The following is a 21,180-nucleotide window of genomic DNA, read 5'->3' on the forward strand; positions in this document are numbered from 1 at the left end:
GGAAGTGCTGCGTTCCCGGCCGCGAGCGGCCGGGAGTGATGCTGGCCTGCCGAGGCAGGCCGTGATGGCGCTGCTGGCTTACTTGGCGCCGCCCTTGGCGATCTCATGGTTGGACATGATCTCGATGGCGCGGCACAGTGCCGAGTGGTCCTGTTTGCCCAGACCGTTGGCGGCGCAGGTGTTGAACAGCTCTTGCGCGGTGGCGGTGTTGGGCAGTGCCACGCCCAGCGCCTTCGCGCCTTGCAGCGCGAGGTTCAGGTCCTTCTGGTGCAGCTCGATGCGGAAGCCCGGATCGAAGGTGCGCTTGACCATGCGCTCACCATGCACTTCCAGGATGCGCGAAGCCGCGAAGCCGCCCATCAGCGCCTGGCGCACGCGCGCCGGATCGGCGCCCGCCTTGGAGGCGAACAGCAGCGCTTCGGACACGGCCTGGATGTTCAGCGCCACGATGATCTGGTTGGCCACCTTGGTGGTCTGGCCGTCGCCGTTGCCGCCGACCAGCGTCACGTTCTTGCCCAACAGGTCGAACAGCGGCTTGACCTCGTCGAACGATTCTTGCGGACCACCGACCATGATGGTCAACGATGCGGCCTTCGCGCCCACTTCGCCGCCGGACACCGGTGCATCCAGGTAGGCAGCGCCGAGCTTGTTGACGCGCGCGGCGAAATCCTTGGTGGCGATCGGCGAGATCGAGCTCATGTCGACCACGATCTTGCCGTGCGCGGCTTCCTTGCCGGCGCCCTTGAGCGCGGCGGCCACGCCCTTCTCGGCGAACAGCACGGCTTCCACGTGCGGGGTGTCCGGCACCATGATCACGATGATGTCCGCGCGCTTGGCCACTTCCTCGGCGCTGGTGCAGACCGTGACGCCGGCATCGACCAGCGCTTGCGGTGCGGGGTTCACGTCATGCACGAACAGCGTGTGGCCGGCCGCGCGCAGGTGGCCCGCCATCGGTGCGCCCATGATGCCCAGGCCGATAAAGCCGATGTTGCGTTGGTTTGCCATGTGATGTCTCCTTGATGGGATCGTTGAATGTTTGTGGATTTGCTTGTTCCGCTTACTGCACGCCGTGTTCCGCGCGCCAGCCCAGTCCTTCCACCGTGGTCGTGCGCGGCTTGTACTCGCAGCCGACCCAGCCGCCGTAGCCGATCTCATCGAGCCACTTGAACAGGAAGTGGTAGTTCAGCTCGCCGGTGCCCGGCTCATTGCGCCCCGGGTTGTCGGCCAGCTGCACGTGCTTGATCTTTGGCAGGTTGGCTTTGAGCGTGGCGGCGATTTCGCCTTCCATGCGCTGCATGTGATAGATGTCGTACTGCACGTAGAGGTTGGGCGCGTTGACCTGTGCGATCAGGTCCAGCGCCTGCTGCGTGCGCGACAGGAAGAAGCCGGGGATGTCGAAGGTGTTGATCGGCTCGACCAGCAGGTCGATCTGCTCGGCGCCGAGCGCCTGCGACGCGAAGCGCAGGTTTTCCACCAGCGTTTCCTGGGCCTGCTCGCGCTTGACGTTCTGCGGCTGGATGCCGACCAGGCAATTCAGCTGGCGCACGCCCAACACCTTGGCGTACTTGATCGCCTCGCCCACGCCGTCCTGGAACTCGCTCACGCGGTCCGGGTGGCAGGCAATGCCGCGCTCGCCCGCTTCCCACTTGCCCGCGGGCAGGTTGTGCAGCACCAGGTCGAGCTGGAAGCGGTTGAGCCGGTCGGCGATCTGGTCGGCGTGAAAGGCGTAGGGGAAGAGGAACTCCACGCCGCGGAAGCCCGCGCGCGCGGCGGCTTCAAAGCGGTCGAGGAAAGCCACTTCGTTGAACAGCATGGTCAGGTTGGCGGCAAGTTTTGGCATGGATGTCTCCGGATGACTTGTCTTGTGATTCCGCTCGCGCGGAGGCGGTGATTGGGGGGCGCATCAAGGGTACAGCGGGGATGTAGCGCTGCGCGCGGGCTCGTGGCCCGCGCTTGTCAGCCTGCTGTGCTTACGCCGTTTCCACTTCTTCCTTGAGGATGGCTTCCTCGATGTCTTCGATCGGCTCGAACTCGTTGATGTTGTCGATCTCGGTGCCCATCGCGATATTGGTCACGCGCTCCAGGATCACTTCCACCACCACGGGCACCGAGAACTCGGCCATCAGGTCGCGCGCTTCGGCAAAGGCCGGCGCGATGTCTTCCGGCTTGAACACGCGGATCGCCTTGCAGCCCAGGCCTTCCACCACCTTCACGTGGTCCACGCCGTAGCCGTTGAGCTCAGGCGAGTTGACGTTGTCGAAGGCCAGCTGCACGCAGTAGTCCATCTCGAAATTGCGCTGCGCCTGGCGGATCAGGCCGAGGTAGGAGTTGTTCACCACCAGGTGGATGTACGGCACCTTGAACTGCGCGGCCACGGCCAGTTCTTCGATCATGAACTGGAAGTCGTAGTCGCCCGAGATGGCCACCACATCCGATTCCGGCGAGGCCACCTTCACGCCGATCGCGGCGGGGATGGTCCAGCCTAGCGGGCCGGCCTGGCCGCAGTTGATCCAGTGGCGCGGCTCGTTGACCGACAGGAACTGCGCGGCGGCGATCTGCGACAGGCCGATGGTGGACACGTAACGCACATCGCGCGGGAAGTACTGGTTCATCTCGCGGTACACGCGTTGCGGCTTGACCGGCACGTTGTCGAAATCGCTCTTGCGCTGCATGGTGCGGCGGCGCTTTTGCACGTCCGCCACCCAGCTCTTGCGGCACGGCAGGCGGCCGGCCATCTTCATCTCGCGCGCCACTTCCACGAACTGCTCCAGCGCGGCCTTGGCATCGGAGACGATGCCCAGGTCCGGGCCAAACACGCGGCCGATCTGGGTAGGCTCGATATCCACGTGCACGAACTTGCGGCCCTTGGTGTAGACCTCGACGCTGCCGGTGTGGCGGTTGGCCCAGCGATTGCCGATGCCGAGCACGAAGTCCGATGCCAGCATCGTGGCGTTGCCGTAGCGGTGCGACGTCTGCAGGCCAACCATGCCGGCTTGCAGCGGGTGGTCGTCGGCCAGCACGCCCCAGCCCATCAGCGTGGGGACCACCGGCACGTTGACCAGCTCGGCGAATTCCACCAGGAGCTCGGCCGCGTCGGCGTTGATCACGCCGCCACCGCACACGATCAGCGGGCGCTCGGCCGCGTTGAGCATGGCGATGGCCTTCTCGATCTGCGCTCGTGAGGCAACCGGCTTGTACGGGGCGAGCGGCTGATAGGTTTCCGGATCGAACTCGATCTCGGCAACCTGCACGTCGAACGGCAGGTCGATCAGCACCGGGCCCGGGCGGCCCGAGCGCATCAGGTGGAAAGCTTGCTGGAACACTTGCGGCACCAGCGCCGGCTCGCGCACGGTCACCGCCCACTTGGTCACCGGCTTGGCGATCGACTCGATGTCGACGGCCTGGAAGTCTTCCTTGTACAAACGGGCGCGCGGCGCCTGGCCGGTGATGCAGAGAATGGGGATGGAGTCAGCCCAGGCCGAGTACAGGCCGGTGATCATGTCGGTGCCGGCCGGGCCCGAGGTGCCGATGCACACGCCGATATTGCCGGCTTCGGCGCGGGTGTAGCCTTCGGCCATGTGCGAGGCGCCTTCCACGTGGCGGGCCAGGAAATGGTCGATGGTGCCGGCCCGGCGCATGGCCGAGTAGAACGGGTTGATGGCGGCGCCGGGCACGCCGAACGCGGTGGTGATACCTTCTTTTTCCAGCACGGCGATGGCCGCGTCAACTGCTCTCATCTTCGGCATGTCTGTCTCCAATCGTTGATGCGATGTTTTGTGAATGGCTATGAATGGCTGCGAATCACTGTTGGAGTCCATGCTATTCCCGCAAGCGGGTTGGGATAAAGGGAAGGGAGATCAGTTGATTCGATACCCGTGATATCGAATGAGGGCGCCCGAGGCAGAAAACACGATCGCCCGACGCGGTCTGGCGCGTGTCATGGAACTACGTTGTGTGACGGCAACGATACGTAGGAAATTGCGGGAAAAGCCCGCCCGACGGTCCCGGTGCGCACCCTGCGGCCCGCTAAATGGCGACAATGTGCGGGTATCGCGCCAGTACCTGTGCCAAGGCACGGCGCAGGAACCACCTATTGCCAACCCAACCGCCATGCATACCAGGCTCCCTCCCACCCGCGAGCTGCTTGACGCGCTCAAGCGCAAGCCGCCCGCCGCATCCGATACCGCCGGTTCGCCCGCGGCCGCCATGAACCTGATGCGGCTGCAAAGGGGCCTGCTGGTGCTGTTCTGGGCTTGTTCGGTGGCTGCGCTGCTAGTGACCGGCGCTGTGCTGTACACCAAGTACCAAATCAGGCAGACGCCGGCGCCATGGCTGGCGCGGCTGGTCTATAGCTTGCTGGGCGGCAGCGTGGCGGGGCTGGCAGCGCTGCTGCTCACGCACCTGCCGGCGCTGGCGCGCAAGTTGCGCGATCCGCTCGGGGCATTGGCCGACCAGGTCGACCGGCACGATGAGACGGAAAGCGCGCTGCTGCGCTCGCTGGCGCGCGTCCCCGCCCAGGCGCTGCGCGCCAGGGCACGGCGGGTGGAGATGCAGTTACGGATGTGGGAGGGCATGGCGAGGACGATCGGTTTGCTGATCGCGGTCAGCCCGGCCGCGCTGGTGCTGGTCACGGGCCTGTTCGAGTTGCCGCGCAAAGGCGGCAGCCTGCTGCCGCTGCTGTCGCTCTACGGCCTTGTCTTCGTGTCGGGCGCGGCGCTGGCGGTCTTCCTGCAATTGCAGGTCAGCCGGCCGTTGCGCCGGCTTGCCTACGTGCTCGGCGAAGCGGCGCAGATCAGCGCGCAGCTGGAAAAGGCGCCAACGCCGCCCGCGGCGGCATCGGCAGTGGTCGCCGCCGTACCCGTTGCAGCGCCCATTGCAGCGCCCGCATCCGCGGTCCCATCTCCGGCGCCGGTACCGCCCGAAGTCCTCCATGCAAGCGCGCTCGGGGATGCAGCCGCGACCTCGCCAGAAGAGGATGCCGCGGCGCAAGTGGACCACGCGGACCACGCAGCAGCGGGTCCGCCCACGCTGCCTGCGCTGCCTCAACCCGCCAGGTAGGTCTGGGCCAGCCGGACCCAGCAAGCCGCGCCCAGCGGCAGCACCTGGTCGTTGAAGTCGTAGCCCGGGTTGTGCACCATGCAGCCGCCAAACTCGCCTTCGCCGTTGCCGAGGATCAGGTAGCAGCCCGGCACCTCGTTGAGCATCCACGCAAAGTCCTCGCTGCCGTTCAGGCCCTTGGGGGCTTGCGTCACGACTTTGTCGGTGCCGACCAGATCGGCGCAAACCTGCTGCGCCAGCGTTGTTTCGGCCTGCGTGTTGACCATCGGCGGCGTTAGCTGGCGATAGTCGATGTGCGCCTCCACGCCGTGCGCCTGCGCGGTCAGGCTGACGATCTCGCGGATGCGCTGCTCCACCAGCGCGCGCGTCTCCGGGCGCGCCGCGCGCACGTTCAGGCCCAGCGTGACTGATTCCGGAATCACGTTGTGCGTGGCGCCGCCACGGATAAAGCCCACCGACAGCACGGCCGTATCGTCCGGCGCCACATTGCGCGCCACCACCGTCTGCAGCGCGGTGACGATGGCCGCGGATGCTGCGATCGGATCGCGCGCGCGGTGCGGCATGGCGCCATGCCCGCCCACGCCCTTGATGGTCACGTCGGCCACGTCGGACGACAAGCTCACCGGGCCGGGCAGCACGCGGAAGGTGCCGGCGGGCACGCCCGGCATATTGTGCAAGGCGAACACGGCATCGCACGGGAAACGCGTGAACAGGCCATCCTCGATCATCGCGCGCGCGCCGCAAAGGTTTTCCTCGTCGGGCTGGAAGATCAGGTTGAGGGTGCCATCGAAATCGCGGCTATCTGCCAGCGCCTTGGCGGCGGCCAGCAGGATGGCGGTGTGGCCGTCGTGGCCGCACGCGTGCATCTTGCCCGGGATCTTGCTGGCATACGGCAGGCCCGTGGCCTCGACGACCGGCAACGCATCCATGTCGGCGCGAATGCCCAGGCGGCGCTTGCCGTTACCCAGCTTCAACTGCCCCACCACGCCGCTCTTGCCGATGCCCGTGTGCACCTCGTAGCCCCAGCTCTCCAGCAAGGTGGCCACCAGTTTGCTGGTGGCGCCAACCTCGAAGCCGAGCTCAGGCTGGGCGTGGATCTGGCGGCGGATGCCGATAAAGGTCTCGGCATCGATCTGGATCGCCGGCAGCAGATGCGGCAGCAACTGGAAGGGCGTCAGGGTCGGTTCGCGGGTCATGTGTTTATCCTTTGCTGCAAGTCGGCCAGCCTGGCCGGGTAGAGGAGGAGAGCGCTCAATGCGCTTGGGCGTTTTCGCGGATCGTCAGCACCGCGAGGATGGTCACCGTGCCGCAGGCCATCATGTAGAAGGCGGGCGCCATCGGGTTGCCGGTCTTGGCCAGCATCCAGGTGACGATGAACTGGCAGGAACCGCCGAACACCGTCACGCCAACCGCGTAGATCACCGACAGGCCGCTGGCGCGCACATGGGCCGGCAGGAGTTCCATCATCATCAGCAGCATCGGCGTGGAGCCCAGGTAGACGCTGGCGGTCAGCAACGCGGACAGCGACAGCACCAGCGGCACGCTCGGGTAATGGGTCATCAGCCAGAACGCGGGATAGAGGCACACCAGCGTGAAGGCCATCGAGCCCAGCACCAGCGGCTTGCGGTGCGGCAAGCGGTCGGCCAGCGTGCCGGCCACCAGCGACATCACCAGGCACACCACACCCGTCACGCAGCCCGACAGCAGCGACAGCGATGGCGGCAGATGCAGTTCGCGGATCATGTAGGTGGGCATGAAGTACACCACCAGGTAGGTGGCGACCGTGCCGCCGATGATGGTCAGGATGCCCTTGACCACAGTGCCGCCATGCTCGCGGAACAGCGTGCCGAGCGGGCTGGGCGCGTGCGCCTCGGCCGTGTGCGTCTCGTCCAGGTGAGCGCGGATATACAGGCCCACAGGTGCAATCAGCAGGCCCAGCACGAAGGGCACGCGCCAGCCCCAGCTTTCCAGCGAAGCCTGCGGCAGCACGCCATAAAGAATGGCGGCCGTGAGCGCGCCCAGCGTCGCCGCGATGCCCTGGCTGCCGAGTTGCCAGCTGACGCGAAAGCCGCGGCCCTTGACGCCGCCGGACTCCATCAGCATGGCGGTGGATGCGCCAATCTCGCCGCCCAGCGAAAAGCCCTGCAGCAGGCGTCCGGCCACGATCATCACCGGCCCGAACAAGCCAGCGACCGCGTAGGTCGGGGCAAAGGCCAGGCACATCGTGCCAATCACCATCAGGCCGATGGTCAGCGTCATTGCCGCCTTGCGGCCATGGCGGTCCGCGTAGTTGCCGATCACAAAGCCGCCCAGCGGCCGCATCACGAAGCCGATGCCGAAGGTCGCCACCGCCAGCAGCAGCGAGCCGTATGCGCTGTCGGACGGAAAGAACAGCTTGCCGATCAGCAACGCGAAGAAGCTGTAGACGGTGAAGTCGTACATCTCGAGCGCATTGCCGATCGAGCAGGCGGCGATCAGGCGGGACTGGCTCTGGCGCGGCGGGCTCGCGGGCTTGGCCTGAGAAGGGGCCAGCGAGGGCGCCGCGGGCAGGGTGGCATCGTTCATGTCGGATCTCCACGAACTGGTTGAGGGGGTGAGGGGGTGGGGGCCGTGGAGGCCGGCGCTTGCCGGGCATCCATCGCGGGAAAGTGGGGACTCCCTGGCGATGAAGTATTGAGGCAAACACGGCAAGCCAAAAATCATATATTTTCATCCTGATAACCAAATGGCATCGCCGTCATAACCACCGTCGCGCCGCTATCGGTACAAGTACCGAGAAGCCTTGTGCCATGGGCATTCGCGGCGCAGCACCGGGTGCGCGCAGTAGTGCCGCCAACGGCGCTTGGGCACGGCTCCGGGGCGGCGCGCACCGTTGCGGGGCGCCTGGAAGAACATAAAAAGAGGAAAAGCCAAGATGAAGCTGCAGCAACTACGCATCCTGCTGGCGGTGGCCCAGCACGGCAGCATCCACGAAGCCTCGCGCAGCCTCCATGTGTCGCAGCCGGCGCTGTCCAAAGCCATCGCCGAACTGGAACGCGAACTCGGCGTCACCCTGATGTCGCGCTCCGTGCGCGGCGTCAGCCTGACCGCCTATGGCGTGGCGCTGGTCAAGCGCGCCAGCCTGGTGGAGCAGGAACTGCGGCATGCGCTGGAAGACATCGAAGCCATCCGCGGCCACGCCGACGCGCAGCTCAACATCGGCTTCACCGCGGTGGCCTCCAGCGGCCCGCTGCCCGACGCCATGGCCGCGTTCCGCAAGCGCTTTCCCAATGTCGCCCTGCGCGGCTTCGAGCTGCGCCCGCAACAGATCCTCGAAGGCCTGCGCGAAGGCCGGCTCGACCTCGGCCTGATCTCCACCAACAGCGGCCCCGGCACCGGCACCTTCCAGTGGGAACCGCTGTTTTCCACCGGAATGTCGCTGGCCGTGCGCGCCGGCCATCCGCTGCGGCGGGTACGCCGGCTGAGGCCGCTGCTCGACGCCGACTGGCTCGTCCTCGACCCGCTCGACGACCCCGGCAGCCCGCTCGCCAGCGTGATGCGGCTGCACCGGCTCGACATGCCCAAGCGCGTGGTGCAGAGCGCCTCCAACCTGCTCGGCCTGCAGCTGGCCACGCGCACCGACCTGATCAGCATGTGGTCCGACTTCGTCTTCGACGGCACCGGCCCGCTGCGGCTCGATCCTTCGTCATTGATCCGACTGCCGATCAGCGACGAACTACCCGAGTTCCGCGTGTTCCTCGTCTACCGCTCGGAAGACCTGATGACCCACGCCTGCGCCGAGTTCAGCAAGGAGGTACGGCATTGCGCGCAAACGATGCCGCGAGGGCGGCCCGCGGTGCGTGCGGGCAGGTGAGTGCAGTGATGCATTGTCGGAGCGCTTGATCGGGCACGAATGGCCCGATGGCGGACGCCAGGTCCGGGCCTCCCGCCTGATATCTCATTCCTCATTCCTCATTCCTCATGCCCCCACCCAAATCGCCTCCATAGCCCCCAGCACATGCCCGCCGCCTTCAAATGCGCCACAATGACGCCCAGGAGACACACAGCATGGACAAGCTAAAACAGATCGAAGCCTTTATCGCTGTCGTCGAACACGGCAGCATGGCTGCGGCCGCGCTGACGCAGGGGGTGACGCCGGTGATGATCGGGCGCCGCATCAATGCGCTGGAGGCGCGCATCGGCGTGAAGCTGCTGCACCGCTCAACGCGGCGCATCGTGGTGACGGAGCAAGGCGCGGCGTTCATGGAGCAGTGCAAGAAGGCCCTGGCGGACCTGGACCGGGCCGAGATGCTGATCGCCGAAGGCAAGCACAAGGCGACCGGCCACCTGATCGTGTCGGCCCCGGCGGCGTTCGGGCGCAAGCATGTGGCGCCGCATGCGCCGGCGTTCCTGGCGGCGAACCCCGAGGTGCAGATTTCCTTCAACCTGACCGACCGCGTGGTGGACCTCGTGCGCGAGGGCTATGACGTGGGCATCCGCATTGGCGGGGCCATCGATCCAAACTTTGTCGCGATCAAGCTGGCGACCAACAAGCGCGTGGTCTGCGGCACGCCGGCTTACTTCGCACGCTACGGCGTGCCGCAGACACTGGACGACCTGGCGCAGCACAACTGCCTGGCGTTCAACCTGCAGGGAGGCCAGCAGCGCGGCTGGTATTTCCAGCAAGACGGCAAGACGGTGACGGTGCGCGTCAATGGCAACCTGGATTGCAACGACGGCGAGTTGCTGCATCGCTGGACGGGCGAGAGCCTGGGGCTGGGCTGGCGCTCCACCTGGGAAATCCTGCCGCAGCTGGAGAGCGGGGAGCTGATCACGGTGCTGGATGAGTATGCGCTGCCCGATTACGACATCCTTGCGGTGTACCCGCAGCAGCGTCCGGTGCCGGCAAAGATCCGCTTTTTTATCGAGCACCTGAAGGCAGCGTTCGCGGTGCCGGGCTACTGGACCGGGCGGCAAGGACGATGATGGCGGCGTGGCTCGCGGACGCGGTCGTCCTTTTTCACCTCGCCTTTATCGTCTTCGTCATGCTGGGCGGTTTGCTGGTGTTGCGCTGGCCGCGCATGGCCTGGCTGCATCTGCCGGCAGCGGCCTGGGGCGTGGTGGTGGAGTGGAGCGGATGGATCTGCCCGCTCACGCCGCTGGAAAATGCGCTGCGCCAGCGCGCGGGGCAGCAAGCCTATGGCGGGGATTTTGTGCAGCACTACGTGCTGGCGCTGATCTATCCCGATGGCCTCACGCGCGAGATCCAGATGGTGCTTGGCGCCGTGGTACTGGCGCTCAACCTGGCGGTCTACGTGGCGCTCTATTGCCGGATGCGGCGCCAGCGAACGCGTCGGCACGCCTGAGCGCGCAAGACGCAAAACGCAAAACGCAAAACGCAAGGCGCAAGGCGCAGATCGCAGATCGCCAGGCACCTCAGCCCGCACCACGCAACACTACGACGCCGGCTTGAACGTTGCTGCCCGCTTTTCCATATTGGAGATCACTGCTTCGCGCTGGTTGGCGCCGCCGATCAGCCGGTCCTGCTCGACCGATTCGGCCAGCAGAATGGCGGCACCGTCGCCGTCTTCGCTCACCTGCATCAAGCGCTTGGCGGCGCGGATTGCGTCCGGGCTGCGGTTGGCGATGTCGCGCGCGGTGGCTAGCGCGGCGGCGCGCGGGTCGTCCACCACGGCGGTGGCCAGGCCCAGCGCGCAGGCTTCTTCGCCAGTGACGATGCGGCCGCTGTAGATCAGCTCGCGCAGGCGGTCAGGGCGCACCAGGCCGCGCATCAGCAGCATGCCGGCCATGTCGGGCACCAGCCCCCACTTGATCTCCATCACCGACATGCGCGTGTCCGCGGTGACATAGCGCAGGTCCGCGCCGAGCGCGACCTGCAAGCCGCCGCCGAACGCCACGCCGTGCACAGCGGCGATCACCGGCACCGGCAGTTCGCGCCACACCATGCAGGCGAACTGCGGGCGATTGGCGATGCCGTGGCTGCGCGCCGCGAGGCGGCCCGCGGCGATGGCGTCGCCCTGGCCATCGCCCAGCCCGGCCATGCTCTGCATATCGAGCCCGGCGCAAAATGCGCGGCCTGCACCCGACAGCACAACGGCGCGCAAGTCCGGTTCGCGCGCGAGACGCTGGCCGGTCTCGATCAGCGCGTCGAACATGGCGGGGTCGAGCGCGTTCATCTTGTCGGGCCGGTTGAGCCTGACCTCGGCCACGCCATCTTCGAGGGTCAGGATGATGCGTTCGCTGCTGGTGCTCATCTTGCATGGCTCCTTGCTGGAATCGGGTCCTGCGCCGTGGGCAGGACATAGTCTTTGAATTGCTCGCGCAGCTTCACCTTGAGCAGCTTGCCCGTGGCGGTGTGGGGCAGCGAGTCGACAAAGGCGACGTCGTCGGGCACCCACCATTTGGCGACGCGCGCGGCGAGAAACGCGAGCAGTTCGGCGGCGCTCACGTCCTTGCCCGCGCGGCGCACCACCACCAGCAGCGGGCGCTCTTGCCACTTGGGATGTGGCACGCCCACGACGGCGGCTTCGGCCACGGCGGGATGGCCCATGGTGGCATTCTCCAGGTCGATGGAAGAAATCCACTCGCCGCCGGACTTGATCACGTCCTTGGCGCGATCCACCAGCTGCACATAGCCGTCGGCATCGATATTGGCGACGTCGCCGGTGTCGAACCAGCCGTCGGCGTCGAGCGCGTCGTGCTCTGCCTTGAAGTACGCCGAGGCGATCCACGGCCCGCGCACCTTGAGCCGGCCAAAGGCCTGGCCATCGTGCGGCAGCACGTTGCCCTGGTCGTCCTCGATGCGCAGGTCCACGCCCCACAGCGCGCGGCCTTGCTTGAGCTTGATCTTCAATTGCTCCTGCGTGCCCAGCGCTTGATGCTTGGGCAAGAGCGTGCTGATCACGCCGATCGGGCTGGTCTCCGTCATGCCCCAGCCCTGGACGAAGCGCGCGCCGAACTGCTGCTCGAAGCGCTCGATCATCGCCGCCGGCGCGGCGGAGCCGCCTACGCCGGCCAGCTTCAGCCCGAGCGAGCGCGGATCGATCTCTGGATGCGCATCCAGGTACTGGAACAGCATCAGCCACACCGTGGGCACCGCGGTGGAAAAGGTCACGCGTTCGTCGCGCAGCATGCGGTAGACGTTTTCGCCGTCCAGGTGCTGGGCGGGCAGCACCATCTTGGCGCCCGTCATGGCGCATGCGTAGGGCATGCCCCAGGCGTTGGCGTGGAACAGCGGCACGACCAGCAGGATCGCGCTGTCCGCGCTCACGCCAAAGGTGTCGAACGCACAAGCCTTGAGGCTGTGCAGCACGGTGGAGCGATGCGAATACAGCACGCCTTTAGGGTTGCCGGTGGTGCCCGATGTGTAGCAAAGCGACGACGCGGTGCGCTCGTCGAACTGCGGCCATGCATAGTCCTCGCTGCCGGCCTCGACCAGGTCTTCGTAGCACAGCAGGCTGGGCAGCTTGCCGGCGAGGCCAAGCGCGTCGGTGCCGGCGCGGTCGGTCATTGCCACGTAGTGCGTGACGCTGGACAGGCGCGGCGCGAGTTGCGCCACCAGCGGCGCGAAGCACGGATCGAAGAAGAGCACGCGGTCTTCCGCGTGATTGATGATGTAGTCGATCTGCTCGGGGAACAGGCGGGGATTGACGGTATGCAGCACCACACCCGCGCCCGACACGCCGAAGTACAGCTCCAGGTGGCGGTGCGTGTTCCACGCCAGCGTGCCGACGCGGTCGCCTTGCTGAATGCCAAGCCCGGCGAGCGCGCTGGCCACCCGCTTTGCGCGGAGGTGCACCTGCGCGTAATTGGAGCGCACCGTGCCGCCATCGATCGTGCGCGACACGATCTCCTGCAGCGGGTGGTACTGCGCGGCGTACTCGATCAGTGAGGAAATCAGCAACGGACGGTCTTGCATGAGGCCTAGCATGGTGCGCGTCTCCTGGTTTCGAATTGGTGGTGCGATGCGTAGCCAGCGGTGGTCAGCGGCCCTTGAATGCGGGCTTGCGCTTTTCCAGGAATGCCGCCACGCCTTCCTTGAAGTCCTCGCTCTTCGAGGCGCGCGACTGCAGCGTGGCTTCTCGTTCGAGCTGTGCCGGCAGGTCGCTCTCCAGGCTGGCGTTGAGTGCTTCCTTGATCAGGCCGTAGGCAAAGGTGGGCATCTGCGCCAGGTGGGCGGCCAGCTTGGCGGTCTCGGCCGGCAGGGCTTCGTCTTCATGCACCTTCCACACCAGGCCGATGCGATGGGCTTCTTCGGCGTCGATTTTCTCGGCCAGGATGGCCAGCGCGCGGGCGCGCATCTCGCCCGCGTAGCGCGGCAGGAAGTAGGTGCTTCCCGCATCGGGCACCAGGCCGATTTTCGAGAACGCCTGCAGGAACGACGCGGAGCGGCCAGCCAGCACCACGTCGCCGGCCAGCGCCAGGCTCATGCCGGCGCCGGCCGCTACGCCGTTGACCGAGGTGATGACGGGCTTGGGCATATTGCGCAGCGCCAGGATGATCGGGTGGTAGCGCTCGCGCAGCAGCGTGCCCGAATCCTGCAGCCCGGGCTCACGCCCGGCCAGGTCGGCGCCCGCGCAAAAGCCGCGGCCATTGGCGGTCAGCACCACCGCGCGCACGGCCTCGTCCTGCGCGGCGCGCTCGACGGCGGCGCGCAGCTCGAGCATCAGCGCGCTGTTGAGCGCATTGAGCACGTCGGGGCGGTTCAGGGTGATGGTGGCCACGCCCTCGGCGGCGTGATAGAGCACGGGTGATGTCATGGCTGTCTCCTTGTCGTAGGTGTTCTGATGCGCAAATGCACAAATGCACAAATGCACGAAGGCTTGAGTGTGTGTAGCGCCGCGCGGCTCAGGCCGCCTTGCCCGGCGCCTTGGGCGGATGCAGTGCATCGGCCGACGCGTCGCCCAGCTTGCTGCCGCCATCGCAGTCGACGATGGTGCCGGTGATATAGCGGGCGTTGTCGGTGGACAGGAACAGCGCCGTATTGGCGATATCGTCCTTGTCGCCGTAGTCGCGCAGCGCCAGGCGCGCCTTGAAGCGCGCCTCCATTTCCGGCGTGGGCGCGAGCCGCGCCATGCCCTCGGTGCCGGCGATGGGGCCGGGCGAGATGGCGTTGACGCGCACGCCGGCCGGGCCCCATTCCATGGCCAGGCATTTCACCAGCATGTTGATGCCGGCCTTGGCGGCGCATACGTGGGCCTGGAACATCATGGCGTTGACCGCCTGCGGCGCGGTGATGGCGATCAGCGAGGCGCCCGGCGCATTGAGAAAGGCAAAGCAGGCGCGCAAGACATTGAAGGTGCCGATCAGGTCGATATCCACCACGGTCTTGAAGCCGTTGGCGGACATGCCTAGCGCCGGTGCGACAAAATTGCCGGCCGCGCCCGAGATCACGATATCGATCGGGCCAAGCTCGTCGCGCGTGCGCGCAAGCGCCGCCTCCACCGCGCCATAGTCGCGCACATCGGCTGCCATGCCGATGGCGCTGCCGCCGGCGTCGTTGATGCTAGCCGCCGCCGCGGCGATGCGCTCGGGGTCGCGGCTGACCAGCGCCAGCCTGGCGCCCGCCTTGGCAAAATGCCGGGCGATGCCCAGGTTGATGCCGGACGAGGCGCCGGCGATAAACACGACCTTGCCGGCCAGGACGTCATCTTTGAACGCGTTGGACATGGATTTCCCTCACCAGGATGGGTTGGATGATGAAAGCGGATGGCCCGGCACGGTGGGTCGGGCGGGAAGATCAGCCGCGCCCGCTGCGCGGGCGCACGGATGGCGGGGCCGCCAGGGGTGGCAAATAGGGGAGCAGGATGGCGCGGGCTGGTGCTGGCGATGCCTCGAACATCGCCACTGGACGGCTGGAACGGGTCATGTCTGTCTCCTGGCTTTTATCTTTTGCCATTGATCTTTTAAGCGGCCTCTGACTTGGGCCTCCGACATCCTACTCCGAAGCCGTGATTCGATCACGCGCGGATCTGGCAATGACGGCACGCGCGGCGCGCAAAAGAAAAAGCCCGCACCCAAGCCGGCGTGCGGGCTGCCGTCCGCGATGGACGGGCCAGGGTGTCATGAAGCGCGCCCCCGCAGCTTCATGACGAGGTCGATGATGGTGCAAAGGCGCGTGGCGCGCATTGACCTGGGTCAAGCGCGCAGCAGCATGCCGGGATCAGGCCAGCAGCGCCGTCACCAGGTCCTTGCTGCGGGCGGCGGGCACCTGCTCGAAATGCAGCGCCGCCTCGACGTGGTTCAGGTGCTCCACCATCAGGGTCACCGCGCGCTCGGTGTCGCCGGCGCGGGCGGCCTCGATGAAGTCGCGATGCTCGTCCGAGGAGCAGGCGGCGTCGCGGCGGGACTGGTAGAGCATGGTGATCACCGCGCTGCGCAACGACAACTCCTGCAGCATGCCCGTCAGCACACCATTGCCCACCACGTCCGCCAGCATGATGTGGAAATCGCTGAGCAGGCGGGTGCGCACATGCGCATCGCTGCCGCCCAGCGCTTTCTTCTCGGCGACGAGGTGCCGGTCGATGCGCTTGTAGTCGGCGGCGGTGGCGCGCGCCACGAATTCACGCGCCAGGGCTGCCTCCAGGATGCGGCGCACCGCGAACACTTCGCGTGCCTCCTCGGCACTGGGCTTGGCCACGAAGGCGCCCTTGTCCGGGACGATCTGGATGAGCTTGTCCTTGGACAGCATCAGCAGCGCGGCGCGCACCTTGGTGCGGCTGACGCGGTAGACGCTCGCCAGGGCCTCTTCGCGCAGCTTGGTGCCGGGCGGCAGGCGGTGCGAGACGATCGCCGCGACGATGTCTTCGGCGATCGCTTCGGCGGTCATGGCAGGGTCGATATGCTCAGGCATGGTTGCGCACTTGCGCAGCGTCTCGGTAGGAGGAATCCCGAGATTCTAGCGCCCCGCGGCCGTGCCGGGCAGCGGGGATGCCCCGGGGGTAGCCAGGGCGGCCTCGTGCGGCGCCGGGCCAAAGCCCGCTTCAAGGTCGCTGGCGTCGATCCTGCCGTTGAGCACGTCGTGGGCGCGTGCCCGGTCGATATCCTTTTCCCAGGCGGCGACCACGACCGTGGCTACGCAGTTGCCGATCAGGTTGCCGACCGCGCGGGCAATGCCGATGAACCAGTCCACCGACAGCACCAGCACCAGCCCGATGGCGGGAATGGCCGGGTGTGCCGACAGCGTGGCCGCCAGGATCACGATGGCCGAGCCGGGGATGCCGTGCGCGCCCTTGGAGGTGACCAGCGCCACCGCCAGGATGCCGAGCAGGTCGCCCAGCGCCAGCGGCGTATTGGTGGCCTGGGCGATAAACACCGCGGCCAGCGTCAGGTAGATCGAAAAGGCATCCAGGTTGAAGGAGTAGCCCGTGGGGATCACCAGGCCCACCACCGATTTCTTGATGCCGAGGAACTCCAGCTTCTTCATCACCTGCGGCAGCACGCTGTCGGACGATGCGGTGCCCAGCACCACCAGCAGCTCGGCGCGCAGGTAGCGGATCAGCTTGAAGACGGAGAAGCCGCACAGGCGCATCACCGTGCCCAGCACCACCATCACGAACAAGGCCACCGCGCCGTAGAACACCAGCACCAGGTAGCCCAGCTGCTTGAGCGAGCCGATGCCGTACTTGCCCACGGTGAACGCCACCGCGCCCAGCACGCCCAGCGGCGCCAGCTTGATGATGAAGCCCATCATCTTGAACAGCGTATGCGAGAAGTTGTCGATGATCGTCACCAGCGGCTGGCCGCGCTCACCCACCAGCGACAGCGCGCAGCCGAACAGGATCGAAACGAGCAGCACCTGCAGCACGTCGCCGCTGGCGAACGCGCCCGTGATGGTGCTGGGAATCAGCTTGAGCAGGAAATCCACCATGCCCGCGCTCTTGACCTTCTCGGCGGTGTCCACATAGGCAGACATGGCCGAGGCGTCGAGCGAGGCCGGGTTCACGTTCATGCCGGTGCCGGGGTGGAAGATGTAAGCCAGCGCGATGCCCAGCGCCAGCGCGATGGTGGTGACCACCTCAAAGTAGAGCACGGCCTTGACGCCGACCCGGCCCACCTTCTTGAGCTCGCCGGCGCCGCAGATGCCGGCCACCACCACGCAGAACACGATCGGGCCGATCAGCATCTTGATCAGCTTGATAAAGGCATCGCCGAGCGGCTTGAGCTTGGCGGCAAATTCAGGGAAAAACAGCCCGAGCGCAGTCCCGAGCACCAGGGCGACGAGGACCTGGCCAAACAGGGATCGGAAGAAGCGGGAAAAGGCGGCTTGCGGGCGGCCGGAAGCCGGCCGTTGCTGGACTGCTGGGTGCATCGTTGTCTCCATGCGGACGCGTCCTAGACTTTGGCTGGCGCATCCTGTCATTGCTGCAGGAATTGCCGGTTGCCCGCGTGGCGGGACAGCCGGCCTGACGTGCCGGGCGCGTGGCCGGGTGAGGGCTGCGGCGCTTCGCGGATTGGCCCGCTTGTTGGAGCGGAATCCACGCAACTCGCTGTCCGGATCAGATTGTCCGCAGCGAATTGTCGGAACGTGGAAGCCAATATAGTGCATATCATTTTTGTATGCAATTTTTGAATTCACTGTGCTACCATGAATCGCACAAAATAGAGCTCTCGCACGAGAGTCAGGGCGCACCGGGATGGTCCGGCGGCGCCGGCCCGGCACCCGAGGCACCGCTGGCGCGGGGCTTGCATGATCCGGCGCCACCCGCATTCGCGCACTTCCAGCAGGAGACACGCATGGCAGCAACCCTCACGCCCGCTACCGAAACCGGGGCGCGCATCATGGCCTGGGCCGATACCCTGGCCGTCCACACCGAGCAGCCAGGCATGCTCACCCGCACCTATCTCACCGAGGCCCACCATGGCGCCGCCGCACAGCTCACCGAGTGGATGCAGGCTGCCGGCATGACGGTGCGCCGCGACGCGGCCGGCAACGTGATCGGCCGCTACGAGGGCACCGCGCCCGATGCGCCGGCGCTGCTCACCGGCTCGCACTTCGACACCGTGCGCGATGGTGGCCGCTATGACGGCAACCTCGGCGTGATCCTCCCGGTTGCCTGCGTGGCGCAGTGGAACCGCCAGGGCAAGCGCTTCCCGTTCGCCATCGAGGTGGTCGGCTTTGCCGAGGAAGAGGGCGTGCGCTTCAAGGCCACGCTGCTGGGCAGCCGCGCCATCGCCGGCACCTTCGACACCAATGTGCTCGACAACGTGGACGACTCGGGCAAGACCATGCGCGAAGTGATGCGCGCGGCAGGTTTCGATCCCGCCGGCCTGCCCGCCGCCGCGCATGCGCGCGAGCAGGTGCTGGCGTTCGTGGAAGTCCATATCGAGCAAGGCCCGGTGCTGCTCAACGAAGGGCTGTCACTGGGTGTCGTGACCGCGATCTCCGGCGCCACCCGCTTTATCGTGGAACTTGAAGGGCTGGCCGGCCACGCCGGCACCGTGCCGATGGACATGCGCCGCGACGCCGCCATGGCCGGCGCCGAGATCGGCCTGTTTATCGAGCGCCGTTGCAGTGGCCTGCCGGGCCTGGTCGGCACGATTGGCCAGTTCAACGTGCCTAACGGCGCCGCCAATGTGGTGCCGGGCCGCGCGGTCTTCTCCATCGACATCCGTGCCGGCGAAGACGCCGTGCGCCAGGCTGCCGTGAATGACGTGCTGGCGGAGATCGAGCGCGTGTGCGCCCGGCGCAATGTGCGCGTGCAGATCCGCAAGACCCACGAGGCCGTCAGCGTGCCGTGCGCGCCCTGGCTGCAACAGCAATGGGCGGATGCCATCGCCCGCCAGGGGCTGCCGGTGCGGCACCTGCCTTCCGGCGCCGGCCACGACGCCATGGCCATCGCGGCCATTGCCGATGTCGCGATGCTGTTTGTGCGCTGCGGCAACGGTGGCATCAGCCATCACCCCACCGAGATCATGACCGCGGAGGATGCCGCTAGCGCGGCTGCCGTGTTCAACGATTTCGTCGAGCATTTCGACAAGCATTCCGCGCCGCAGCAGTAAAGCGCCCGCATCCGCCATCCTGAAAGACTTTTTCGAGAATCAACATGACCGCAAGAGACAACGTGAACCCGCTGCAGACCACGCTCACCAACTACATCGACGCCCAGCGTCCCGCGCAGGAAGCCTTCCTCGCCGAACTGGTCAAGGTGCCGTCGGATAACCCGCCGGGCGATTGCGACGCGCACGGTGCGCGCGCCAAGGAGCTGCTCGAAGGCCTGGGCTTCAAGGTCGAAGCGCACAAGGTGCCGGACGAGCTGGTCAAGGCCGCTGGCATGATCAGCGCCACCAACCTGCTGGTGCGCAAGACCTTCGGCACGGGCGGCCCCACCATCGCCATGAACGCCCACGGCGACGTGGTGCCTCCGGGCCTGGGCTGGACCAAGGACCCGTACGGCGGCGAAATCGCCGACAGCGAGCACGGCCCGGTCATGTACGGCCGTGGCGTGGCGGTGTCCAAGTCGGACTTCGCCACCTACACCTACGCTGTGCTGGCGCTGATGGAAGCCGAAAAGCAAGGTGCCAAGCTCAACGGCACGCTGGAGCTGCAATTCACGTACGACGAGGAAACCGGCGGCGACATCGGTCCCAAGTTCCTGCTCGACCAGGGCTTGAGCAAGCCGGACTACGCCATCTCGGCCGGCTTCTCCTACGGCATCACCTCGGCCCACAACGGCTGCCTGCACGTGGAAGTGACGGTCAAGGGCAAGCAAGGCCACGCCGCCATGCCGCACACCGGCGTGGACGCGATCGAAGCTGCCACCCACATCCTGCAAGCCATCTACGGCCTGCGTGCCGAGCTGGCCACGCGCAAGTCGAAGACGCTGGGCATCGATACCGCCACGCTGAACGTCGGCCTGATCAAGGGCGGCATCAACACCAACGTGGTGCCGGACCTGGTGACCTTCCGCGTCGACCGCCGCATGATCCCCGAGGAAATCGGCTTCGACGCCGAGGGTGAGCTGCGCGCCGTGGTCGAGAAGGCCGCCAAGGACCGTCCGGGCATCGAGGTCAAGGTCGAGCGCATCATCCTGGCCGAGCCGCTGTCGGAACTGCCGGGCGTGGAAAAGCTGATCGGCGCCCTGAAGGGCCGTGCCGAGGAAGTGTTCGGCGTGGAGATCCCGGTGCAAGGCGTGCCGCTCTACACCGATGCCCGCCACTACACCAAGTACGGCATCCCCACCGTGCTGTACGGCGCCGGCCCGCGCACGCTGATGGAAGCGCGCGGCCACAACTCGGACGAGAACCTGCGCCTGAACGACCTGAACCGTGCCACCAAGGTGGTGGCGCTGGCGCTGTCGGATCTGATCGGTTGATCCGTCATGGTCCCGGGGCTGATATCAGCCCCGGGACTAGAAGAGAGGGCAGGCGCTCGCCGCGCCCTCTCGTCAGCCTTGATCGCAAGATCATGCACATGACAAATATATCTACCTAGTTATATCCACTTATAATTCCTAATTGGAATTAATTCAGGGAAATCGGCTGTCTGCCGGCTTGGGGCCGGCCAGGTCTTACGGCCTGGCAGAACGCTCCACCGGCGGCGTTTCGTCCCCATCTCCCAGCGACCGCTGCATCAGCACCGTATCGATCCACTGCCCGTGCTTGAACCCGACGGACTGCAGCCGGCCGATGGTGCGAAAGCCCACCCGCTCGTGCAAGGCCAGCGAGCCAGCGCCTTCGCCGCTGGCGGTGCAGGCCACTACCGCCACCATTTGCCGCCACGGGCCGCTCTCGCAGCGCGACACCAGCGCGGCAAGCAGCGCCAGGCCAAGGCCCTGGCCCCGGTAGCGCTCGTCGATGTAGACCGAATCCTCAATGGCAAAACGGTAAGCACTGCGCGTGCGGTAGGCGCTGGCGTAGGCATAGCCCAGCACCTCGCCGCCGCGCTCGGCCACCAGGTAGGGCAGGCCCTGGCGCTTCACCTCGGCGTGACGCAGGCGGATGTCGTCCACGCCCGGCTCGACCTCCTCGAACGACGCGCGGCCGTGACGCACGTGGTGCGCGTAGATGGCCTGGATGGCGGGGATGTCGGCAGCGGTGGCGTCGCGGATCGACGGGCTGGCGCAGGCCTGGACGGCGGCGGTGGCATTGGCCACGGCCATAGGCGTGGCAGAGGCGGCGCTG

At 66.6% G+C, this 21,180-nt stretch carries 19 protein-coding genes; 6 read left to right on the forward strand and 13 right to left on the reverse strand.

Features of this window, described 5'->3' with window-relative positions; translation table 11 throughout:
- Window positions 1-78: 78 nt before the first annotated feature.
- The 3 genes from glxR to gcl form a co-directional block, all read right to left on the reverse strand.
- Window positions 79-1,005: a 2-hydroxy-3-oxopropionate reductase gene (gene glxR / locus AC1RQK_RS23635; RefSeq protein ID WP_492373490.1), complete on the reverse strand. Its 927-nt coding sequence runs from the start codon at window positions 1,003-1,005 to the stop codon at window positions 79-81.
- Between the two features lie 52 nt (window positions 1,006-1,057).
- Window positions 1,058-1,840 carry a hydroxypyruvate isomerase gene (hyi, locus tag AC1RQK_RS23640; RefSeq protein WP_492373489.1) on the reverse strand — a complete coding sequence of 261 codons (783 nt, stop codon included), beginning with the start codon at window positions 1,838-1,840 and terminating at the stop codon, window positions 1,058-1,060.
- Window positions 1,841-1,970: 130 nt separating this feature from the next.
- Window positions 1,971-3,746: a glyoxylate carboligase gene (gene gcl, locus AC1RQK_RS23645; protein WP_043350593.1), complete on the reverse strand. Its 1,776-nt coding sequence runs from the start codon at window positions 3,744-3,746 to the stop codon at window positions 1,971-1,973.
- A 364-nt stretch (window positions 3,747-4,110) separates the two neighbouring features.
- On the opposite strand from gcl, the gene AC1RQK_RS23650 reads away from it, so the two are divergent.
- On the forward strand, window positions 4,111-5,058 hold the full coding sequence (locus AC1RQK_RS23650; RefSeq protein WP_492373488.1) for a hypothetical protein: 948 nt from the start codon (window positions 4,111-4,113) through the stop codon (window positions 5,056-5,058).
- Here the strand turns inward: AC1RQK_RS23650 and AC1RQK_RS23655 are convergent.
- Window positions 5,043-6,254 carry a M20 aminoacylase family protein gene (locus AC1RQK_RS23655; RefSeq protein WP_492811470.1) on the reverse strand — a complete coding sequence of 404 codons (1,212 nt, stop codon included), beginning with the start codon at window positions 6,252-6,254 and terminating at the stop codon, window positions 5,043-5,045. The two genes, AC1RQK_RS23650 and AC1RQK_RS23655, sit on opposite strands and share 16 nt — an antisense overlap.
- A 55-nt stretch (window positions 6,255-6,309) precedes the next feature.
- Window positions 6,310-7,623, reverse strand: a complete 1,314-nt coding sequence (locus AC1RQK_RS23660) for an MFS transporter (RefSeq protein ID WP_492373486.1) — start codon at window positions 7,621-7,623, stop codon at window positions 6,310-6,312.
- 349 nt (window positions 7,624-7,972) lie between these two features.
- On the opposite strand from AC1RQK_RS23660, the gene AC1RQK_RS23665 reads away from it, so the two are divergent.
- The 3 genes from AC1RQK_RS23665 (at window position 7,973) to AC1RQK_RS23675 (ending at window position 10,403) form a co-directional block, all read left to right on the forward strand.
- Window positions 7,973-8,911, forward strand: a complete 939-nt coding sequence (locus tag AC1RQK_RS23665; RefSeq protein ID WP_416049920.1) for a LysR family transcriptional regulator — start codon at window positions 7,973-7,975, stop codon at window positions 8,909-8,911.
- Between the two features lie 194 nt (window positions 8,912-9,105).
- The gene (locus AC1RQK_RS23670) at window positions 9,106-10,023 is read left to right on the forward strand and encodes a LysR family transcriptional regulator (protein WP_416049919.1); all 918 of its coding nucleotides are present in this window, start codon (window positions 9,106-9,108) and stop codon (window positions 10,021-10,023) included.
- Window positions 10,020-10,403 (forward strand): DUF2784 domain-containing protein, encoded by a 384-nt coding sequence (locus tag AC1RQK_RS23675; protein ID WP_492374134.1) that lies wholly within the window; start codon window positions 10,020-10,022, stop codon window positions 10,401-10,403. The genes AC1RQK_RS23670 and AC1RQK_RS23675 overlap by 4 nt, the downstream gene beginning before the upstream one ends.
- Window positions 10,404-10,493: 90 nt before the next feature.
- On the opposite strand, the gene AC1RQK_RS23680 is transcribed toward AC1RQK_RS23675, so the two are convergent.
- The 7 genes from AC1RQK_RS23680 to AC1RQK_RS23710 form a co-directional block, all read right to left on the reverse strand.
- Window positions 10,494-11,312, reverse strand: a complete 819-nt coding sequence (locus tag AC1RQK_RS23680) for a crotonase/enoyl-CoA hydratase family protein (protein WP_492811474.1) — start codon at window positions 11,310-11,312, stop codon at window positions 10,494-10,496.
- Complete coding sequence (locus tag AC1RQK_RS23685; RefSeq protein ID WP_492811476.1) at window positions 11,309-12,988, reverse strand: long-chain-fatty-acid--CoA ligase; 1,680 nt, start codon at window positions 12,986-12,988, stop codon at window positions 11,309-11,311. Before AC1RQK_RS23685 ends, AC1RQK_RS23680 begins: the two co-directional genes overlap by 4 nt.
- 52 nt (window positions 12,989-13,040) lie before the next feature.
- Entirely contained in the window at window positions 13,041-13,817 is a 777-nt protein-coding gene (locus AC1RQK_RS23690; RefSeq protein ID WP_174425825.1) for an enoyl-CoA hydratase-related protein, read from the reverse strand.
- Between the two features lie 88 nt (window positions 13,818-13,905).
- Window positions 13,906-14,727 (reverse strand): SDR family oxidoreductase, encoded by an 822-nt coding sequence (locus AC1RQK_RS23695; protein ID WP_416049915.1) that lies wholly within the window; start codon window positions 14,725-14,727, stop codon window positions 13,906-13,908.
- A 70-nt stretch (window positions 14,728-14,797) separates the two neighbouring features.
- Window positions 14,798-14,926 (reverse strand): hypothetical protein, encoded by a 129-nt coding sequence (locus AC1RQK_RS23700; protein ID WP_492811479.1) that lies wholly within the window; start codon window positions 14,924-14,926, stop codon window positions 14,798-14,800.
- Between the two features lie 294 nt (window positions 14,927-15,220).
- Window positions 15,221-15,910 carry a GntR family transcriptional regulator gene (locus tag AC1RQK_RS23705; RefSeq protein ID WP_043350559.1) on the reverse strand — a complete coding sequence of 230 codons (690 nt, stop codon included), beginning with the start codon at window positions 15,908-15,910 and terminating at the stop codon, window positions 15,221-15,223.
- 45 nt (window positions 15,911-15,955) lie between these two features.
- Window positions 15,956-17,368, reverse strand: coding sequence for a C4-dicarboxylate transporter DctA (locus AC1RQK_RS23710; RefSeq protein WP_492811481.1), 1,413 nt, complete (start codon window positions 17,366-17,368; stop codon window positions 15,956-15,958).
- Window positions 17,369-17,793: 425 nt separating this feature from the next.
- Between AC1RQK_RS23710 and AC1RQK_RS23715 the strand changes: the two genes are divergently transcribed.
- Window positions 17,794-19,059: an allantoate amidohydrolase gene (locus AC1RQK_RS23715; RefSeq protein WP_492811483.1), complete on the forward strand. Its 1,266-nt coding sequence runs from the start codon at window positions 17,794-17,796 to the stop codon at window positions 19,057-19,059.
- 44 nt (window positions 19,060-19,103) lie between these two features.
- A complete protein-coding gene (locus tag AC1RQK_RS23720) occupies window positions 19,104-20,372 on the forward strand; it encodes a M20/M25/M40 family metallo-hydrolase (RefSeq protein WP_492811485.1) in 1,269 nt (422 codons plus the stop codon).
- 195 nt (window positions 20,373-20,567) lie between these two features.
- Here the strand turns inward: AC1RQK_RS23720 and AC1RQK_RS23725 are convergent, their stop codons facing one another.
- A complete protein-coding gene (locus AC1RQK_RS23725; RefSeq protein ID WP_150992589.1) occupies window positions 20,568-21,158 on the reverse strand; it encodes a GNAT family N-acetyltransferase in 591 nt (196 codons plus the stop codon).
- Window positions 21,159-21,180: the final 22 nt, after the last annotated feature.

This window comes from Cupriavidus sp. GW822-FHT02D05 (assembly GCF_058802485.1).

Excerpts from the sequence above, each read along its gene's own strand:
- AC1RQK_RS23670 (WP_416049919.1), top strand. The coding sequence starts at position 9,106 with ATGGACAAGCTAAAACAGATCGAAGCCTTTATCGCTGTCGTCGAACAC.
- AC1RQK_RS23720 (WP_492811485.1), top strand. The coding sequence starts at position 19,104 with ATGACCGCAAGAGACAACGTGAACCCGCTGCAGACCACGCTCACCAAC.
- AC1RQK_RS23705 (WP_043350559.1), bottom strand. The coding sequence starts at position 15,910 with ATGCCTGAGCATATCGACCCTGCCATGACCGCCGAAGCGATCGCCGAA.
- AC1RQK_RS23685 (WP_492811476.1), bottom strand. The coding sequence starts at position 12,988 with ATGCTAGGCCTCATGCAAGACCGTCCGTTGCTGATTTCCTCACTGATC.
- AC1RQK_RS23725 (WP_150992589.1), bottom strand. The coding sequence starts at position 21,158 with ATGGCCGTGGCCAATGCCACCGCCGCCGTCCAGGCCTGCGCCAGCCCG.
- hyi (WP_492373489.1), bottom strand. The coding sequence starts at position 1,840 with ATGCCAAAACTTGCCGCCAACCTGACCATGCTGTTCAACGAAGTGGCT.
- AC1RQK_RS23715 (WP_492811483.1), top strand. The coding sequence starts at position 17,794 with ATGGCAGCAACCCTCACGCCCGCTACCGAAACCGGGGCGCGCATCATG.
- gcl (WP_043350593.1), bottom strand. The coding sequence starts at position 3,746 with ATGCCGAAGATGAGAGCAGTTGACGCGGCCATCGCCGTGCTGGAAAAA.
- AC1RQK_RS23655 (WP_492811470.1), bottom strand. The coding sequence starts at position 6,254 with ATGACCCGCGAACCGACCCTGACGCCCTTCCAGTTGCTGCCGCATCTG.
- AC1RQK_RS23665 (WP_416049920.1), top strand. The coding sequence starts at position 7,973 with ATGAAGCTGCAGCAACTACGCATCCTGCTGGCGGTGGCCCAGCACGGC.
- AC1RQK_RS23650 (WP_492373488.1), top strand. The coding sequence starts at position 4,111 with ATGCATACCAGGCTCCCTCCCACCCGCGAGCTGCTTGACGCGCTCAAG.
- AC1RQK_RS23690 (WP_174425825.1), bottom strand. The coding sequence starts at position 13,817 with ATGACATCACCCGTGCTCTATCACGCCGCCGAGGGCGTGGCCACCATC.
- AC1RQK_RS23695 (WP_416049915.1), bottom strand. The coding sequence starts at position 14,727 with ATGTCCAACGCGTTCAAAGATGACGTCCTGGCCGGCAAGGTCGTGTTT.
- AC1RQK_RS23700 (WP_492811479.1), bottom strand. The coding sequence starts at position 14,926 with ATGACCCGTTCCAGCCGTCCAGTGGCGATGTTCGAGGCATCGCCAGCA.
- AC1RQK_RS23680 (WP_492811474.1), bottom strand. The coding sequence starts at position 11,312 with ATGAGCACCAGCAGCGAACGCATCATCCTGACCCTCGAAGATGGCGTG.
- AC1RQK_RS23660 (WP_492373486.1), bottom strand. The coding sequence starts at position 7,623 with ATGAACGATGCCACCCTGCCCGCGGCGCCCTCGCTGGCCCCTTCTCAG.
- AC1RQK_RS23710 (WP_492811481.1), bottom strand. The coding sequence starts at position 17,368 with ATGCACCCAGCAGTCCAGCAACGGCCGGCTTCCGGCCGCCCGCAAGCC.
- AC1RQK_RS23675 (WP_492374134.1), top strand. The coding sequence starts at position 10,020 with ATGATGGCGGCGTGGCTCGCGGACGCGGTCGTCCTTTTTCACCTCGCC.
- glxR (WP_492373490.1), bottom strand. The coding sequence starts at position 1,005 with ATGGCAAACCAACGCAACATCGGCTTTATCGGCCTGGGCATCATGGGC.